The 15,433-nt window shown below is 74.4% G+C and carries 10 protein-coding genes; 3 read left to right on the top strand and 7 right to left on the bottom strand.

Annotation, left to right across the window (positions count from 1 at the left end; all coding sequences use genetic code 11):
• Window positions 1-59: 59 nt before the first annotated feature.
• Complete coding sequence (locus ACZ402_RS05360; protein WP_375824622.1) at window positions 60-1,076, bottom strand: DUF4190 domain-containing protein; 1,017 nt, start codon at window positions 1,074-1,076, stop codon at window positions 60-62.
• A gap of 205 nt (window positions 1,077-1,281) precedes the next feature.
• Here ACZ402_RS05360 and ACZ402_RS05355 point away from each other — a divergent pair, with 205 nt between their 5' ends.
• Window positions 1,282-2,313 (top strand): 3-methyladenine DNA glycosylase, encoded by a 1,032-nt coding sequence (locus ACZ402_RS05355; protein ID WP_375824623.1) that lies wholly within the window; start codon window positions 1,282-1,284, stop codon window positions 2,311-2,313.
• Here ACZ402_RS05355 and ACZ402_RS05350 read toward each other — a convergent pair.
• Window positions 2,291-2,761, bottom strand: a complete 471-nt coding sequence (locus ACZ402_RS05350; RefSeq protein WP_375824624.1) for a peptidoglycan-binding domain-containing protein — start codon at window positions 2,759-2,761, stop codon at window positions 2,291-2,293. The genes ACZ402_RS05355 and ACZ402_RS05350 overlap by 23 nt on opposite strands.
• Before the next feature lie 124 nt (window positions 2,762-2,885).
• Here ACZ402_RS05350 and ACZ402_RS05345 point away from each other — a divergent pair, with 124 nt between their 5' ends.
• Window positions 2,886-3,695, top strand: coding sequence for an aminoglycoside 3'-phosphotransferase (locus tag ACZ402_RS05345; RefSeq protein WP_375824625.1), 810 nt, complete (start codon window positions 2,886-2,888; stop codon window positions 3,693-3,695).
• A gap of 75 nt (window positions 3,696-3,770) precedes the next feature.
• Here the strand turns inward: ACZ402_RS05345 and ACZ402_RS05340 are convergent, their stop codons facing one another.
• Window positions 3,771-4,166, bottom strand: a complete 396-nt coding sequence (locus tag ACZ402_RS05340) for a nuclear transport factor 2 family protein (protein ID WP_375824626.1) — start codon at window positions 4,164-4,166, stop codon at window positions 3,771-3,773.
• Between the two features lie 144 nt (window positions 4,167-4,310).
• Between ACZ402_RS05340 and ACZ402_RS05335 the strand changes: the two genes are divergently transcribed.
• Window positions 4,311-5,099: a helix-turn-helix domain-containing protein gene (locus ACZ402_RS05335; protein ID WP_375824627.1), complete on the top strand. Its 789-nt coding sequence runs from the start codon at window positions 4,311-4,313 to the stop codon at window positions 5,097-5,099.
• A gap of 21 nt (window positions 5,100-5,120) precedes the next feature.
• Here the strand turns inward: ACZ402_RS05335 and ACZ402_RS05330 are convergent, their stop codons facing one another.
• The 4 genes from ACZ402_RS05330 to ACZ402_RS05315 form a co-directional block, all read right to left on the bottom strand.
• Window positions 5,121-5,714, bottom strand: coding sequence for a YdeI/OmpD-associated family protein (locus ACZ402_RS05330; protein ID WP_375824628.1), 594 nt, complete (start codon window positions 5,712-5,714; stop codon window positions 5,121-5,123).
• Between the two features lie 142 nt (window positions 5,715-5,856).
• Complete coding sequence (locus ACZ402_RS05325; RefSeq protein WP_375824629.1) at window positions 5,857-7,992, bottom strand: acid phosphatase; 2,136 nt, start codon at window positions 7,990-7,992, stop codon at window positions 5,857-5,859.
• A gap of 182 nt (window positions 7,993-8,174) precedes the next feature.
• The gene (locus ACZ402_RS05320) at window positions 8,175-11,660 is read right to left on the bottom strand and encodes a GH92 family glycosyl hydrolase (protein ID WP_375824630.1); all 3,486 of its coding nucleotides are present in this window, start codon (window positions 11,658-11,660) and stop codon (window positions 8,175-8,177) included.
• A gap of 80 nt (window positions 11,661-11,740) precedes the next feature.
• Window positions 11,741-15,169 carry a GH92 family glycosyl hydrolase gene (locus ACZ402_RS05315; protein ID WP_375824631.1) on the bottom strand — a complete coding sequence of 1,143 codons (3,429 nt, stop codon included), beginning with the start codon at window positions 15,167-15,169 and terminating at the stop codon, window positions 11,741-11,743.
• Window positions 15,170-15,433: the final 264 nt, after the last annotated feature.

The raw sequence follows: 15,433 nt of genomic DNA, 5'->3' as shown, positions 1-15,433 counted from the left end.
TTCTCCGCTCTCGTGCCAAGCCGGTCCGGCACCGTGCCGGACCGGGACCGCAGGGTGGCTCAGTACGCGCTCGCCTGCGTGATCTCGAACGTGGCCGTCTTCATGGCCTCGAGGTTCTCGGCGTCGATGAGGTCGAAGATCTCGACGGTCTCCGAGGCGCCCGGCTCCAGGGTCTCGGAGTAGGCCCAGTCGGTCTCGATCACGGTGCCGTCGGCGGCGACCGCGTCCACGTCGATGTCGAACGTGAGCGGCTCGTCGGAGGTGTTCGTGAACGTCACCGGCAGCGCGGACTCGACCCAGCCGTACTCGTCGGCCGTGCCCTCGAACGTCCCGAACTCGACGCCGAGGTCGTTGGCGAGGACCTCGTCCGTCGCCTCGCCGAACGCGCGGTCGGAGTCCTCCTGGATCTCGGAGAGCGTCTGCTCGTACTGCGTCGAGGCCTCGTTCGCCGCGACGACGAAGACCACCCACATGAGGATCGTCGCCAGGACGGACAGCACGCCGAGGACGATCGCCGTGATCGAGAAGCCCTTGCCCGACCTGCCCTGCTTCACCTGGGACAGCCCGACGAACCCGAGCACGACGCCCGTGATGCCGAGCAGCGCGGCGAAGACGTTGACGAACGGGATCCAGCTGCCGAGAAAGCCCAGGATCGCGAGGACGAACCCGACGATCGCGATCGTGCTCGTGGACGGCGCGGGCGCGGTGTACGCGGAGTAGCCGTTGCCGTACGGGCTGCCGTACGCCTGCTGCGCCGGGTCCGGGTAGGGCTGCGGGTACGGCTGCTGCGCGGGGTCGCCGTAGGGCTGGCCGTACCCCGGCTGCTGGCCGTACGCCTGCTGCTGGTCCGTGCCGTACGCGGGCGCCTGCGCGGCCCCGTACGGCGCCTGGTCCGGTGCCGCACCGTAGCCCGGAGCTCCGTACCCGCCGTCGGCCGAGCCGTACGGCTGCGTCTGCGGCTCGCCCTGCGGCGCCCAGGCGTCGTGCGACGGCGCCTGCGGCGCGGGGTCCGCGCCGTGCGGCCGGTAGGGGTCGAACTGGTACGGGTCCTGCGGTGCCGTGGGCGGCTGCGACATGGTGCTCCTCCGCGGCCTCGCCGCGCGTATCGGTCGTTCGGGTGGCGGTCGACGGTGGTCGGCCGCACGGACGCGCCGGGTCTTCACAGCACGTTCACGAGCATTCTTCCCGGTCCTGCCCACATCGGGAAAATGCCCGCCCGGGTGAAACGCGTCCCGGCTGCCGGCTCGTCGGTGCCGCCCGGCGCTCTCGTACCCTGGGACCGTGCCCCCGACCGCCACCGCGACCGCCTCGACGACCACCGTCGTCCGACCCGTCGTGCTCGCGGCCGAGGAGTGGACGGCGTGCGAGCGCGCCCACGCGGAGCGCGCCGACGCGTTCACGGCGGGGTGGCGCGAGCGCAAGCCGCTCGGCGAGAAGCACGCGATCGAGGACTTCCTCTTCACGTACTACCCCACGCGCCCGGCGCAGCTCCGCCGCTGGCACCCGGGCCCCGGCGTCGTGCTCGCCCGGCCGGCGGTCCACGTGCCCAGCGCCGAGACGGCACCACGGCCCGACGAGGAGGCCGCCGACCCGTACACGGCGCGCGCCGGGTGGCGGTGGTACCGCGAGACGCCCGCGGGCCTGACGCTCGACGCCGACGCGTTCCTCGCCGACCGCGGCGACACCGTGCGCTACCTGCACGGCCTGCTCTCCGCCACGGCCTCGCGGCCCGGCCGGTTCGGGTGCTTCGGGCTGCACGAGTGGGCGATGGTCTACCGCGACCGGGCCACCGGCCGCGACCACCGCCACCCGCTCCCCCTGCGCCTGGGACACGACGGCACCGACCGCGTCGTCGAGTCCCACCCGGTGCAGTGCTCGCACTTCGACGCGTTCCGCTTCTTCACGCCGGAGGCCACGCCGCTCAACCGCCTGCAGCCGACGCGCGAGACCCAGCCCGCACTGGAGCAGCCCGGATGCCTTCACGCGACCATGGACCTCTACAAGTGGGCCCTCAAGCTCACCCCCGCCGTCCCGGGCGACCTCGTGCTCGACTGCTTCGAGCTCGCGCGCGACGTCCGCGTCGTCGACATGCAGGCGTCGCCCTACGACGTGTCGTCGTACGGGCTCGACCCCGTCGCGATCGAGACGCCCGAGGGCAAGGCCGAGTACGTGCGCCACCAGCGCGAGTTCGCCGAGCGCGGCGCGGTGCTGCGCGAGCGTCTGCTCGCCGCGTGCGAGGCGCTCCTCGACCGCGCCCAGGCCGAGCCCGAGCCCGCACCGGCGCCCGAGGTCAGTGCGACAGCATCCCGCTGACGAGGCAGCGCCAGGTCACGGGCCCGACGACACCGTCGACGGCGACCTCGGGGAAGCCCGCGTGCAGCGCGTCCTGGAAGCCGCGCACCCAGGTCTCGGTGCGGGGGCCGAACTGCCCGTCGATGTCGAGCACCGGCTCGGGCCCGCCGGACAGGTCGCGCGCGACGGCCTCGCGCTGCACCGCGCGCACGGCCTCGCCGACGCTCCCCCGGCGCACGACCACGACGAGCGCGGCCCACGTCGCGGGGCCCGCGACGCCGTCGACGTCGATCCCGACCCCGTCCTGGAAGGCGCGGACCGCGCCCTCCGTCCGCGGCCCGAGCAGCCCGTCGACGGCGATCTCGTGCCCGCGGTGGCGCAGCAGGTGCTGGAGCGTCTGGACCGGGTGACCGTTCGCGCCGCGGCGCACGCGCGGCCAGGTCGGCAGTGTCGTCAGGACGGTCGTCATCGTCGTTCCCTCCGTCGTCGCGGCACCGGCAGGGTGCTCCCGCCGTCGAGTGCCGCGCCCCCGTCCGGAGGGAGGGCGGCGGCCCGTTCCTGATGCGTCGCGGCGTCGTGCGAGGATCGCGCGCATGACCCGCCCCCCGCTCGCCGCCGTCCCGACCGGCCCGGTCGTCGTGCCCGACGCCGTCCGCGTGCTCGCGGGCGGTGACGCCGTCGCTCCCGTGTGGCGCAACGCGCTCGGCGGCCTGACCTTCCGGCTCGACGGTGCCGACGGCACCCGGTTCGCCAAGTGGGTCCCCGCCGGGACGCCCGAGATCGACCTTCCGGGCGAAGCAGAGCGCCTCGCGTGGGTCGGCGACCGTGCCCCGGTCCCGCACGTCCTCGCCCAGGGATCCGACGACGACGGCGCCTGGCTCGTCACGCGCGCCGTCCCGGGCCGATCGGCGGTCGAGCCGCGCTGGGTCGCCGACCCGGCGACCGCCGCGGTCGCGATCGGGCGGGGGCTGCGCGCGCTGCACGACGCGCTGCCCGTCGCCTCGTGCCCGTTCACCTGGGCCGTCGAGGACCGCGTAGCGAACGCCGACGCGCGCCTGGCCCGCGGCGACGGCCCGGACGGGTGGTTCCCGGAGCACCGCGACCTGGGCGTCGCGGCGGCACGCGCCCGGCTCGGAGCGCCCCCCGCCGTCGACCGGCTCGTCGTGTGCCACGGCGACGCGTGCGTGCCCAACACGCTCCTGCACGACGACGGCGCGTTCGCCGCGCACGTCGACCTCGGCTCGCTCGGGGTCGCGGACCGCTGGGCCGACCTCGCCGTCGCGGCCTGGAGCACGGAGTGGAACTACGGCCCCGGGTACGTCGACGACGTGTACGCGGGCTACGGGATCGACCCCGACCCCGAGCGCATCGCCTACTACCGGCTGCTCTGGGACCTCTCCTGACGCCCGAGCCGCTGAGTGCACGAGACGGTCGCCGTCGTCTCGATGCGACAGCGACCGTCTCGCGCGCTCAGCGGGTCAGTGGTGGTGCGCGGCGACGCCGTCGGGCGCGCGGTCCAGGAACGTCGTCACCGACGACACGAGCCCGTCCGGCCGGACGTGCAGGACGTCGGTGCCGGTCGCGAGCTCCGACCCGTCGGGGGCGACCGCGCGCCACCGCAGGCGCAGCCGGTCGTCGTGCAGGTCCGGCTCCGAGCGTGCCTCGAACCGGTACCCCGCGACGTGCGTGAGCAGCTCCGTCGCGAACGCGAGCACCGCGTCGCACCCCTCGGCACGCGTCACGGGAGCGACGTGCTCGACGTCGCGGGAGAACGTCTCGCACGCGAGCCGGTCGCGCCCGGCCGCGTCCGCCGTGTTCCAGAACTCCAGGTAGCGCTCGACCGCCGTCGCGGTCCGCGTCGTCGTCTCGGTCATGGTCCCTCCTCTGCCGGCGCCTGGTCCGCGGCGCCGTGGCGGTCCGGCGGGTGGCCGGAGCACCACCATCGGCCGGACCACGACACGGTGTCGATGACCTCGGAGGTAGTTGGCCGGCCCCCCGAGGGACGGCAGGGTGGGTCCATGCCTCCCGTGGACGTACCCGCCGGATCGATGCTGCGCGAGTGGCGCGTGCGACGTCGGCGCTCGCAGCTCGACCTCGCGCTGGGCGCCGACGTCTCGCCGCGCCACATCAGCTTCGTGGAGACCGGCCGGGCGCAGCCCAGCCGGGACATGATCGACCGTCTGTGCGACGAGCTCGACGTCCCGCTGCGCTCGCGCAACGACGTCTACCTCGCGGCGGGCTACGCGCCGCGGCACCGGGAGACGCCGCTGTCGACCGCGACGCTCGCGGCCGCCCGCCGGGCCGTCGGCCTCGTGCTCGCCGGACACGAGCCGTTCCCCGCGATGGCCGTCGACGGGCGCTGGAACCTGCTGGCCGCCAACGCCGCCGCGAGCACGTTCCTCGACGGCGTGCCCGACCGGCTGCGCGAGCCGCCCGTCAACGTGCTGCGCCTGACCCTGCACCCCGACGGCCTCGCCGCGCGGATCGCGAACCTCGCGGAGTGGGGTGCGCACGTCCGACGACGTGTGCGCCGCCAGCTCGACCGCACGGGCGACCCGGCGCTCGTCGACCTGCTCGCCGAGGTGGAGGGCTACCTGCCGCCCGAGGAGCACCGGCGCGACGACCGCTCCCCCGCGAGCGACGCCGTCGTGCCGCTGCGCCTGTCGACCCCGCACGGCGAGCTCGCGTTCCTCTACACGATGACGGTGTTCGGCTCCCCGCGGGACGTCACGCTCGACGAGATCGCGATCGAGTCGTTCTTCCCGGCCGACGACGCCACGGCCGCCGCCCTGGGCGTCGTGCGCTGAGCGCCCGGGCCGGTGTCGGGGCTAGCGTCGGGGCTGGTGCGCCGCGACGCCCTGCTCGGCCTGCTCGACGGTCTCCGCGATCCGGCGTGCGCGGGTCTCGGGCCGCTTCGCCTCGACGATCCAGCCGAGGATCGAGCGCCGGACGCCCGGCGTGAACGCGTCGAAGCGCTCGCGGGCACCGGGTCGCTCGGCGAGCGCGGCGGCGAGGTCGTCGGGCACCACGAGAGCTTCGGCGTCGTCGTGCCGCGTCCAGGACCCGTCGGCTTTCGCCGCCTCCACGACGGCGCGTCCGGCGTCGGTCATGCGCCCGTCCGCCTCGACGCGCGCGACGCGCTCCTTGCTCAGCCGGGTCCACCGGCTGCCGCGGCGGCGGCGCGTGAACCAGAGCGCGTGCCGGTCGGCGTCGACCGTCGCGGCCTGGCCGTCGATCCAGCCGTAGGACAGCGCCTCCTCGATCCACGGCTCGTACCCGTAGGTCGCGCGGCCGCTCTCGCGGCGCCAGGTGAGCAGCCACACCCCCGGCTCGGGGTCGTCGTGGTGCGCGGCGAGCCACGCGCGCCACTCCTGCGGCGTCTCCGCGTGCGTCGCCGGCCTGCCCTGGTACTCCTCGGTCACTGCGCCTCCGTCGTCGCTGGGGGCACCAGCGTGCCCGAGACCTCGACGGGGCGCCAGAAGTTTCAACCGGACCAGCCTGACCCGAAAGGCGACCCGGGAGGCTTTTCCCGCTGTGTCGCAGGCTGCCTCCCGGGTCGGTCCGTCAGCCGCAGGCCGGGACGACGACGTCCCGCGCGACCTCCTGGGTCGCGCCGCCCGCGCCGGTCGCCGTGACGGTCACGGGCACGTCCGCGCCCGTCTCCACGCCACGCACCGCGAACGACTGGTACGCGTTCGCGCCGGCGGCCACCGCGGCGAAGGCCTTCTCCCCCGCGCCGGTCACGAGCGCGACGTCGAGCACGCCGTCGGACACGTTGCGGGCGCGGACCGCGACGTACGGCGCCCCGGCGAGGCAGCGGGCGGACGCCTCGACGTCGACGAGCGGCGCCGTCGGCTCGCCGACGACCTCACCGTCCACGGTGAGCGTGCCGTCGGCGTTCACGACGACGTCCGCCGCCATGGCGGCCGCGAGGTCGAGGCGCTGCCACTCGGCCTCGCCCGCGACGTCGAGCGCGTAGCCCGAGTCGAGCGCGGTCGCCGCGAGGACGAGCCGGCGCTGGTCGCCCGTGAGGTCGGGGAACGCCGTGCGCAGCAGGTCCTCGGCGCCGGCGGGCACCTGGACCTCCCGGCCCGCCTCCCCGACGCGCGGGAACCCGTACGTGAGGCGCTGGTCGTAGACCGCGAGGGCCTGGTCCGTGGTGAGGTAGGGCACCTGGTCCTGCGCGCACACGGCGATCTCGTCGCCGCACTCCCGCTCCAGCACGGTGACGAGCTCGGTCCGCGCCTGCTCGAGGAGCACGCGGAACGCGGGGTCGGACCACCGGAGCTGCGCGATGTTCTGCCCGGTCATGCGGCCGCCCATGACGTCGAGCGGGTAGTGGAAGCCGGTCACGAGGCGGTTGTCGCCGTACTCGGACGCGCGCGCGAGGATCTGCGGCGCGAGCTCCGGCAGGAGCGTCGCGAGCACGGTGCCCTGCGCGTAGCCGTGGTTGGTGTGCCCGCTGGGGAACGAGCCGTTGTTGCGCAGCCCCTCGTAGCTGCCGGAGGTCTCGAACGCGTTGACGTGACCGCCGGCGGACGTGAAGCCGAGGCGGACGAACGGGCGCTTGTAGTCGTACGCGGCCTTGGCGGGCTCGTGGTTGCCGACCGACTTCTCGACGCGCCCGGACAGCAGGGCCTTCGTCTTGGGGAGCCGGCCGTCGGCGAGCGCGGCGCGGTAGATCGGCCCGAGCTCGCTGCCGAGCGCGTCCGCCATGGTCTCGTAGGCGGAGCCGCGCCCGTCGGTCAGGGCGCGCTGCACCTGCAGGTCCCCGGCGACGTAGGCGTTGTTGCGCGCGAGCGAGCCGAGGTCGTTGGCGCTCGTGGGCTGGCCGGGCTCGTTGGGCGAGAGGATCTCCGGGTGGTTCGCGCGCAGGTCGGCGAACCCACGCAGCATCCAGGTGAACCAGTCCTGCCCGGTCGGGGCCGACGGCGTCGCGTCGGACGCGTAGGTCCGGTCGAGGACGTCCTGCGGGAACGGCATCGACGGGTCGTCGGTGGTGGAGAGCGCGAGGGAGAAGTAGACGTCCGAGCTCGTCTCGTTGCACTGGTGGATCTCGACCGCGATCGTGTTCTCGCCCGGGACGAGCACGTCGGCGGGGATGACGAGCGTCTCGCGCAGCGGTGCGGTCGCGCCGGCCTTGTCCTGGTACTGCAGGTTCCGCGTGATCATCGAGTCGCCCCACCCGGCGACGCGCTCGCCGTTGACGTACACGGTGGCGGAGTCGTCGTAGACGAGCGTCCCGCGCAGGCCGGTGATCTCGCCGAGCGTCGCCTCGTCGAGGGTCACGGTCGTGCGGAAGAAGTAGGCGGGCACGACGACCTTGGGCGTCTGCGTGATCCAGTAGTCGAGCAGGGTCGTGATGGTGTGGCCGCCGCCGATGCCGCTCGCGGTCCCGTTGACCGCGCCGAAGCCCGGCCGGCCGGTCTTCCACGCGGCGTCGTCGAACGCCGGGTCGGCCCACACGGTCCGGTCCGCGTTCCCCGCAGCGGGGTCGGTGTTGTCGTCCAGGTAGCGCCAGGTCGTGCCGGCGCCGACCACCTCGGTCGGCGTGAACGCCTCCGCGGCGCGCGCCGCGGGCGCCTGGAGTGCCGCGGCGAGCACGAGCGCGAGCGTCGTGAGCGCTGCCAGCAGGGCGAGCGGCGCGGTGGTCCGGCGGTCGCGGGCTCGCGAGGCCGGGTACGTCGTCGTACCGGTCATGGGTCGTCCCTCTCGTCGATGTCGGTCGTGCGTCGGTGCGGTCGGTGAGACCGGTCGTGCGGTCCTGCGGGTACTGCGGTCCTGCGGGTACTGCGGTCCTGCGGGTACTGCGGTCGTGCGGGTACTGCGGTCGAGCGCGAGGGCGGGCACGCACCGAGCGCTCGGTGCGTGCCCGCCGTCGGTCAGGCGCAGCGCGGGACGACGACGGTCTGGGTGACCGTCTGCGTCCCCTCCTCCCCCGTGGCCGTGACGGTGACGTCGACGTCCCCGGTCGCGCCGCGAGCGGCGAACGACTGGTAGGCGTTCGCGCCGGGGGCGACGGCCGTGAAGGACCGCGAGCCCACGCCCGTGGTGAGGTCGACGTCGACGGCCCCGGCGGAGGCGTTCGCCGCCCGCACCGCCACGTACGGGGTCCCTGCGAGGCAGCGCGGGGAGACCGTCACGTCGACGAGGTGCACGTCCGTGGCAGGGTCGGTCGCGATCGCGAAGACGTGCAGGTCGTCGACGTCGGGGAACGTCACCGCGACCACGCGCCGGCCCTCGGGCGCGGTGTACGGGGCGGTGGCGAACACGAACGCGCTGTCCTTGTCGCCGTTGCGCCGGTTCATCTGCGCGACGACCGAGTTGCCCTCGACCGGCGAGCCGTCCGCGCTCGGCAGCACCCAGTCGCCGAAGCCGATCGTCGTGGTCGCGGTGCTGCCGTCGTCGAACGTCACGACCGCGGTCCCGCGATGGGTCCCGTCGGTCGCGGCGCCCACGAACGCGAGCCGGCTCGTCGGCGCGTCGAGCCGCACGGTCTCGCCGGTGAGCGTGACCGAGTCCGGGCGCCCCACGGGTGAGGACGGCCACGTGAACGCCAGGCCGTCGACGTCGTGCGCCGACCCGGGCGTGAGACCCGCGTCGGCGAGCGCCTCGCGCGAGAACGAGTTGCCGGCCGCGTCGAAGTTCCCGACGCCGCGGTTCGACTCGGGCGCGGTGCCGACCGTGTCGTAGGCCGCGACGAGCGACCCGGGCGCGGCGACGAGGACGGTGAGGGGCACCTCGACGTCGTCGTCCCCGGCCGAGAGCACGAGGCGCGCGTCGTGGTAGCCGGACGCGACGCCGGCACCCACCTGGACGGGGACCGTCCCGGTGAGGTGGCCCGAGCCGTCGTCGACGAGCGCGGGCTCACCGACCCCGATGCCGTCAGGAGCGTCGACCGCGACGCGCACGTCGGCGGCGTCGGCGCCGAAGAGCTGCACGGCCACCGACGCGTCGGCGGTCCCGCCGGGTGCGACCGTCACGAGGCCCGGGTCCGCGGCGGCGACCACGGCGGACTCGCCGTCGCGCCACGACGGCGGGGCGTCCTCGACCGCGGTCCCCCACGTCGTGTCGCGCTCGACCGACATCGCGAGCTCGACGACGCCGCCGTCGTGCGCGACGTGGCGCGGCAGGGAGGTCCCGCCCCACGCCGCGCCGTCGACCGTGACGCCGCTGATGTAGCGGGCGCCGGTCGAGGCGCCGGGGGCGCGCAGGTCGAGGGTGTCGCCCTCGCCGAGGTCGACCACGACGCGGTCGAAGCGCGGCGCGTTGAGCGCGAGCACGTCCGTGCCCGGCGTGGTCGGGTACAGGCCCATCGCGGCCCACACGTACCAGCCGGCCTGGGCGCCGAGGTCGTCGTTGCCGGGCTTGCCGTTCGGCTCGGGCCGGAACAGCGTGGACGTGAGCTCGTCCACGAGCTCGCTCGTGCGCCACGGCTGGCCCACGTAGTCGTACAGCCACGGGACGCCGAAGTTCGGCTCGTTGCCGATCCACAGGTACGGCTCGTTCGGGCCGGCGTTGTGCTGCACCGTGAAGGCATCGAGCCGCTCCGCGACGGCCTCACGCCCGCCGAGCGCGTCGGTGAGCCCCGCGACGTTCTGCGGCACGAGCCACGTGTACTGCTCGGCGTTGCCCTCGTCGAAGCCCTCCTGCCCGAACCCGCCGCCGCCCTGCGACCGCACGAACGTGCCGTCGTCGTTCCGGGCGCCCGCCGTGCGGGTCACGGGGTCGTGGACGTTCTGCCACCACTGGCCGCGGGCGGCGTACTCGGTGGCGACGTCGTCCTGGCCGAGCGCGGCCGCGAGCTGCCCGATCGCGAAGTCGGCGATCGACCACTCGAGCGTGATCGACGCGCCGACGACGCGGTGGTCGCCCCGGAACTCCTCGGTCTGCGGCGCGTAGCCGCGCTCGAGGTACGTCTCGATCCCGCGCCGCTGCACGTAGCCGTTCGCGGTCGGGGCGGCGCTCGTCGCACCCTTGACCATGTGCGCGAGCGCCGACTCCGCGTCGAAGTCGCGCGCCCCGAACGCGTACATGCTCGCGATGAGCGGCACCGAGGAATCACCGGTCATCTGGCCCGTGTGCTGGTTCGCGACGGGCCAGCGCGGCAGCCAGCCGGACTGGTCGGCGACCTCGACGAGCGACTGCGCCATGTCCGACGCCTGGTCGGGCGCCAGCAGCGCCTGGAGCGCGCCGAGCGACCGGTACGTGTCCCAGTCGGAGAAGTTCGCGTACCGCTCGTGCCCCTCGGGGGCCTGGTGGATCTCCCCGTCGAACCCGGCGTACCGGCCGTCCACGTCGGTGAACGTGTTCGGGTGCAGCAGCGAGTGGTAGAGCGACGTGTAGAACATGGTGAGGTCGTCGGCGTCCTGCCCCGCGACGCGGACCTTGCCGAGCAGGTCGGACCAGGCGGCGCGGTTGGCGTCCCGGACGGCGTCGAAGTCGAAGCCCGGGATCTCGGCCGCGAGGTTGGCGCGCGCGCCCTCGACGCTCACGTAGGACATGCCGACCTTCGCGTGCACCGTCGCGCCGGGCGCGAAGGTGAGCCACGCGCCCGCGCCGTTGCCGTCGGCCGACGGGTCGCCGGGCGAGACGGTCGAGCCCTGCCACGTGCCGAACGCCTGCGCGTCCTGGTCGAGCTCGATCGCGAAGTACGTCGTGTGCGTGTTGTTCTTGCCGCAGAACCCGCCGCTCGTCACCGAGCCGGTGACCGTGCGCGCGTCCTCGACCTCGACCGTCGCGTTGCGCACGCTCGCGAGCGAGCCCGCGGCGTTGACGATCACCTGCGACGCGGCACCGCCCTCGGGGTAGTCGAACGTCAGCCCGCCCGAGCGGGTCGCGGCCGACAGCTCCGCCTCGATCCCCGACGACTGGAGCGTGACCGCGTACCGGCCGACCTCCGCGCTCTCCGCGTCGTGGCTGAACGCCTCCTTGCGGTCCCACGGGTACTGCCCGACGTCTCCCGTCACGGGGAGGATCGGGACGTCGCCGAAGATCCAGCACCCGGCGGCCGCGTGCGTCATGGAGAAGCCGCGGATCGCCTGGTGCGAGTAGCGGTAGCCGGCGTACGCCTTGTCGCCGTTGCCCACGGAGACCTGGGTGTCGGGCGAGAGCTGCATCATGCCGAACGGCATCGACGGCCCGGGGAAGTTGTTGATCTCCCCGACGACGCCCGTCGCCTGGCCGGTCCCGACGAACGGGTCGACGAAGGAGACGGGGTCCTCGACGAGGTCGGGTGCGGCCGCGAGCGCCGGGCCCGCGAGCCCGACGGCGGGGGCGATCGAGAGGCCGGCGGCCAGGACCGCCGTGGCGGAGAGCGCCGCGACGGAGCGCCGCACCGTGGTGCGCGCAGGACGTGTTCGAGACATGGGGTCCTCACAGGACGAAGGGGCGGGACGTGCGTGGAGGACGGTGGCGCGGGACCGTACGGCCCCGCGGCCACCGTCGATCAGGAGCAGGCGGCGGCGTCGTACGCGGCCGTGACCTGCTGGGGCTCGCCGTCGGGCGTCGTCACGGTCACCGTGACCTCGCCCGCCTCGACGGCGGCGGCGCGGGTGGCGAACGACTGGTACGCGTTCGCCCCGGGAGCGACGTCGCCGAAGAGCTGGGAGCCGTACGGGGTCGCGAGCTCGATCGCGGCGGGCTGCTCGCCCGTGTTGAGCGCACGCACCGCGACGAACGCCTTGCCGCCGAGGCAGCGGGCCTGCGCCGTGACCTCGACCTGCGGCGCGGGGACGTCCCCCGTCGCATCGGTCGCGATCGCGAACACGTGGAACCGCTCGTCGCTCGGCAGCGTGACCGACGTCAGGACCTTGCCCTCGGGGATCGCGACGGGCGCGGTGGCGTAGAGGCCGCAGCCGATCTTCTGCACGTTCTCGCGGTCGCCGCGCGCCCCGGCCTTCGCGACCGTGATGTTGCCGGGCTCGGGCGAGCCCGTGCACCAGTCGCTGAGCCGCACGTCGACGGTCTGCGACGTGCCGTCCGCGAACCCGAGCACGAGGCCTCCCCCGTGCGTGCCGTGCGTGCTCGTCCCGACCACCGAGAGATGGCGGGCCGAGCGCAGGTGCTCGGGCACCTCGAGGACCTCGCCGCTCGCGGCGACGTTGTCGGGCGCACCCGCCGGCGGGGCCCCGAGCGTGTAGGTGAGGTCCGTGCCCGGCACGGTGAGCTCCAGGCCCTGGACAGCCCCGAGGTCGGCGAGCAGGTCGCGCAGGAGGTAGGCGCCCGAGCCGTCGAGGTTCGCGTTGGCCGCGCCGGCGTCGCCGATGCCGACGTTGTCGAACGCGTCCGCGATCCACGACTCGCCGGACACCACGACCTGCACCTCGCGGACCGCCTCGGTGCCCGCGGCGTCGCGCACGACGAGCCGCACGGTGTGGAGCCCCGGCTCGGCGTCCGCGGGCGCGGCGAGCGTGACCGTGCCCTCGACCGTGGCCGGCAGGCCGTCGGACTCGGCGGTCCAGTCGGCGAGGTCGGTCGTCGCGGTGACCGCACCGTCGGACGTCACCTCGAGCGTCCCGCTGGACGTCCCCGCGCCCTGGGCGACGACCTGGACCGCGACCTCGGTCTGCCCACCCGGGGCGAGGACCGGCTGCCGCGGCGACGCGCCGACGAACAGGCGCTCCACCGTGCCGTCCGCGGGCACGACGGCGCCCGGCGAGGCCGCGGGGTCGGTCGCCCACGCGGACGGCTCGGTGCCGACGGTCACGTCGAGCGTGCCGGCCGCGGTGAGCTCGTCGCCCGTGACCCAGGCGCGATCGAGCGGCTCGCCGCCGAGCGACACGGACTGCGTGTAATGCGTGTCGGGCGCGACGCCGTCCGCCGTGAGGCGCAGCGCGTCGCGACCGAAGACCTCCGGGTCGAGCGTGATCGTCACGTCGTCGAAGAGCGGCGTCGTCAGGCCCCACAGATCGGCGCCCGGCACGATCGGGTACACGCCGATCGACGACAGCACGTGCCACGCGGACATCGTGCCGAGGTCGTCGTTGCCCGTGACGCCGTCGGGGCCGTCGGTGAAGAGGGTCGACGCGGCGCGCACGACGTCCGTCGTCTTCCAGGGCTGCCCGGTCCACAGGTAGACGTACGGCGCGTGGAGGTTGGGCTCGTTGTTCGGGTTGTAGGTCTCCCAGCCGTAGTAGTCGTACGTGCCGTTGACCCACACCTCGCTCGCGACGTGCGCGGGGTCGGCGACGAGCTCGTCGTACGCGAAGAACGCGTCGAGGCGGTCGACCGCGGCGTCGGTGCCGCCCATGAGGTCGAACAGGCCCGGCACGTCCTGAGGCACGAGCCACTGGTACTGCACCGCCGTGCCCTCGTGGAACCCGTCGGAGTGCGCGGGGTCCGCGTCGCCCACGAAGAAGCCGTCCGCGTTACGTGCCCGGAAGTTGCCCGTGCGCGGGTCGAACACGTTGCGGTAGCTCTGGCCGCGGGCGGCGTACCGGTCGGCGTCCTCGTCGTGGCCGAGGCCGCGCGCCATCGTCGAGAGCATCGCGTCGGCGAGGGCGTACTCCATGGTCGCCGAGGCGCCGTGCTGGAGATCGTAGTCGCCGGGCTTGCCCGAGCGCGCCGGCTCGTGCGGGACGAACCCGTCGCGCAGGTACTCGACGTTCGCCGCGCGCCCGTTGAAGGGCGAGTCGGCGGGCGGGACGCCGTCGGCGTTCTCCCTCAGGACCGCGTACGCCTCCTCCTCGTGGCCCGCGAGCAGGCCCTGCCGCCAGGCGCTGACGAGGAACGGCGTCGCCGGGTCGCCGGTCATGATGTTCGTCTCGACCGTGCCGTAGCCCCAGCGCGGGAGCCACCCGCCCTGCTGGCCCTGGCGCACGAGCGAGAGCGCCATGTCGGCCGACTCGTCGGGCGCGAGCAGGTACAGGAGCTGCTGCTGGGTGCGGTACGTGTCCCAGAGCGAGTAGTTCTGGTAGTAGGTGAAGTCCGGTTCCGCGGCGTGGACCTCCTGGTCCCACCCGCGGTAGCGCCCGTCGACGTCGGAGCCGACGTTCGGCGCGAGGAAGCTGCGGTAGAGCGAGGAGTAGAAGGTGCGCAGGTCGTCCGGGTCGCCCTGCGCGACCCGCACGAGGCCGAGCCGCTCCTCCCAGGCCGAGCGCGCGGCGTCGTGCACGGCGTCGAACGTGCCGGCCTCCGCGGCGAGGTTCGCCGCGGCGCCGTCGGCGCCCACGTAGCTCATCGCGGTGACGGCCTCGACGTCGAGGTCGCCGCCGGTCGTGTCGAACGTGACGTACGCGCCGCGACGGCCCTCGCCGCCGGACGCGGCGTCCGAGCCCGCGGTGACGACCTGGCCGTCCCACGTGCCGTGCGCGACGAACGGCCGGTCGAAGGTCGTGCGGGTCCAGATCGTCTGCGGCTCGGTGTCCTGGCAGAAGCCGCGGACGGTGATGCGCGTCTCGACCGTGCGGTCGTCCACGACGCGCACGTCGGACTCCGTCACCCGGTTGAGCGCCTGGCCGGCGTTGAGCAGGACGTTGGCCTGCGCCGTCGCGGGGAACGTGTACCGCTGGACGCCCGTGCGCTCGGTCGCGGTGAGCTCGGCCTCGATCGTGCCCGCCGGCGCCTGGAGACCCACGCGGTAGTACCCCGGCGAGGCCTCCTCGTCGTCGTGCGAGAAGCCGAGCGCGTACTGGCCGTAGTCGGTCGAGGTGATCGCGCCCGTCGTCGGCAGGGTCGGGAGCGGACCGCCGAGGCCGCAGCCGACGCCGGACAGGTGGACGAGCGAGAAGCCGCGGACCGACGTGCGGTCGTAGTCGTACCCGACGTTGTGGCCGTTGTCTGGCGAGAGCTGCACCATGCCGAACGGCACGGCGGCGCCCGGGTACGTGTTGCCGTCGTCCTTGGTCCCGATGAACGGGTTGACGTAGTCGACCAACGGACCGTCGACGGCGGCAGCGGCGGCATCGGACCCCGTCGCTGCCTCCGTCCCGGCGGCGGTCGCGGGCGACGCCCCGATCCCGGGCGCGGCGTACGCGGCCAGCGGGAGCGCGAGGCTCGCGGCGGTGGCGAGGGCGACGACGGCGCCCGCGCGACGTCGGTGTCCGCCGGGACGCGGCGGACGAGAGCGGGACGGTCCGGTACGGGCCGGGAATGGATCGCGATCAGCGTTGACAGCGCTGTCTATCCGCATGTGGTGCTC

Source organism: Cellulosimicrobium sp. NPDC030954, from assembly GCF_055571305.1.
Note: the sequence above shows the minus strand (reverse complement) of the source record. Positions and strands in the feature narration are given on the sequence as shown.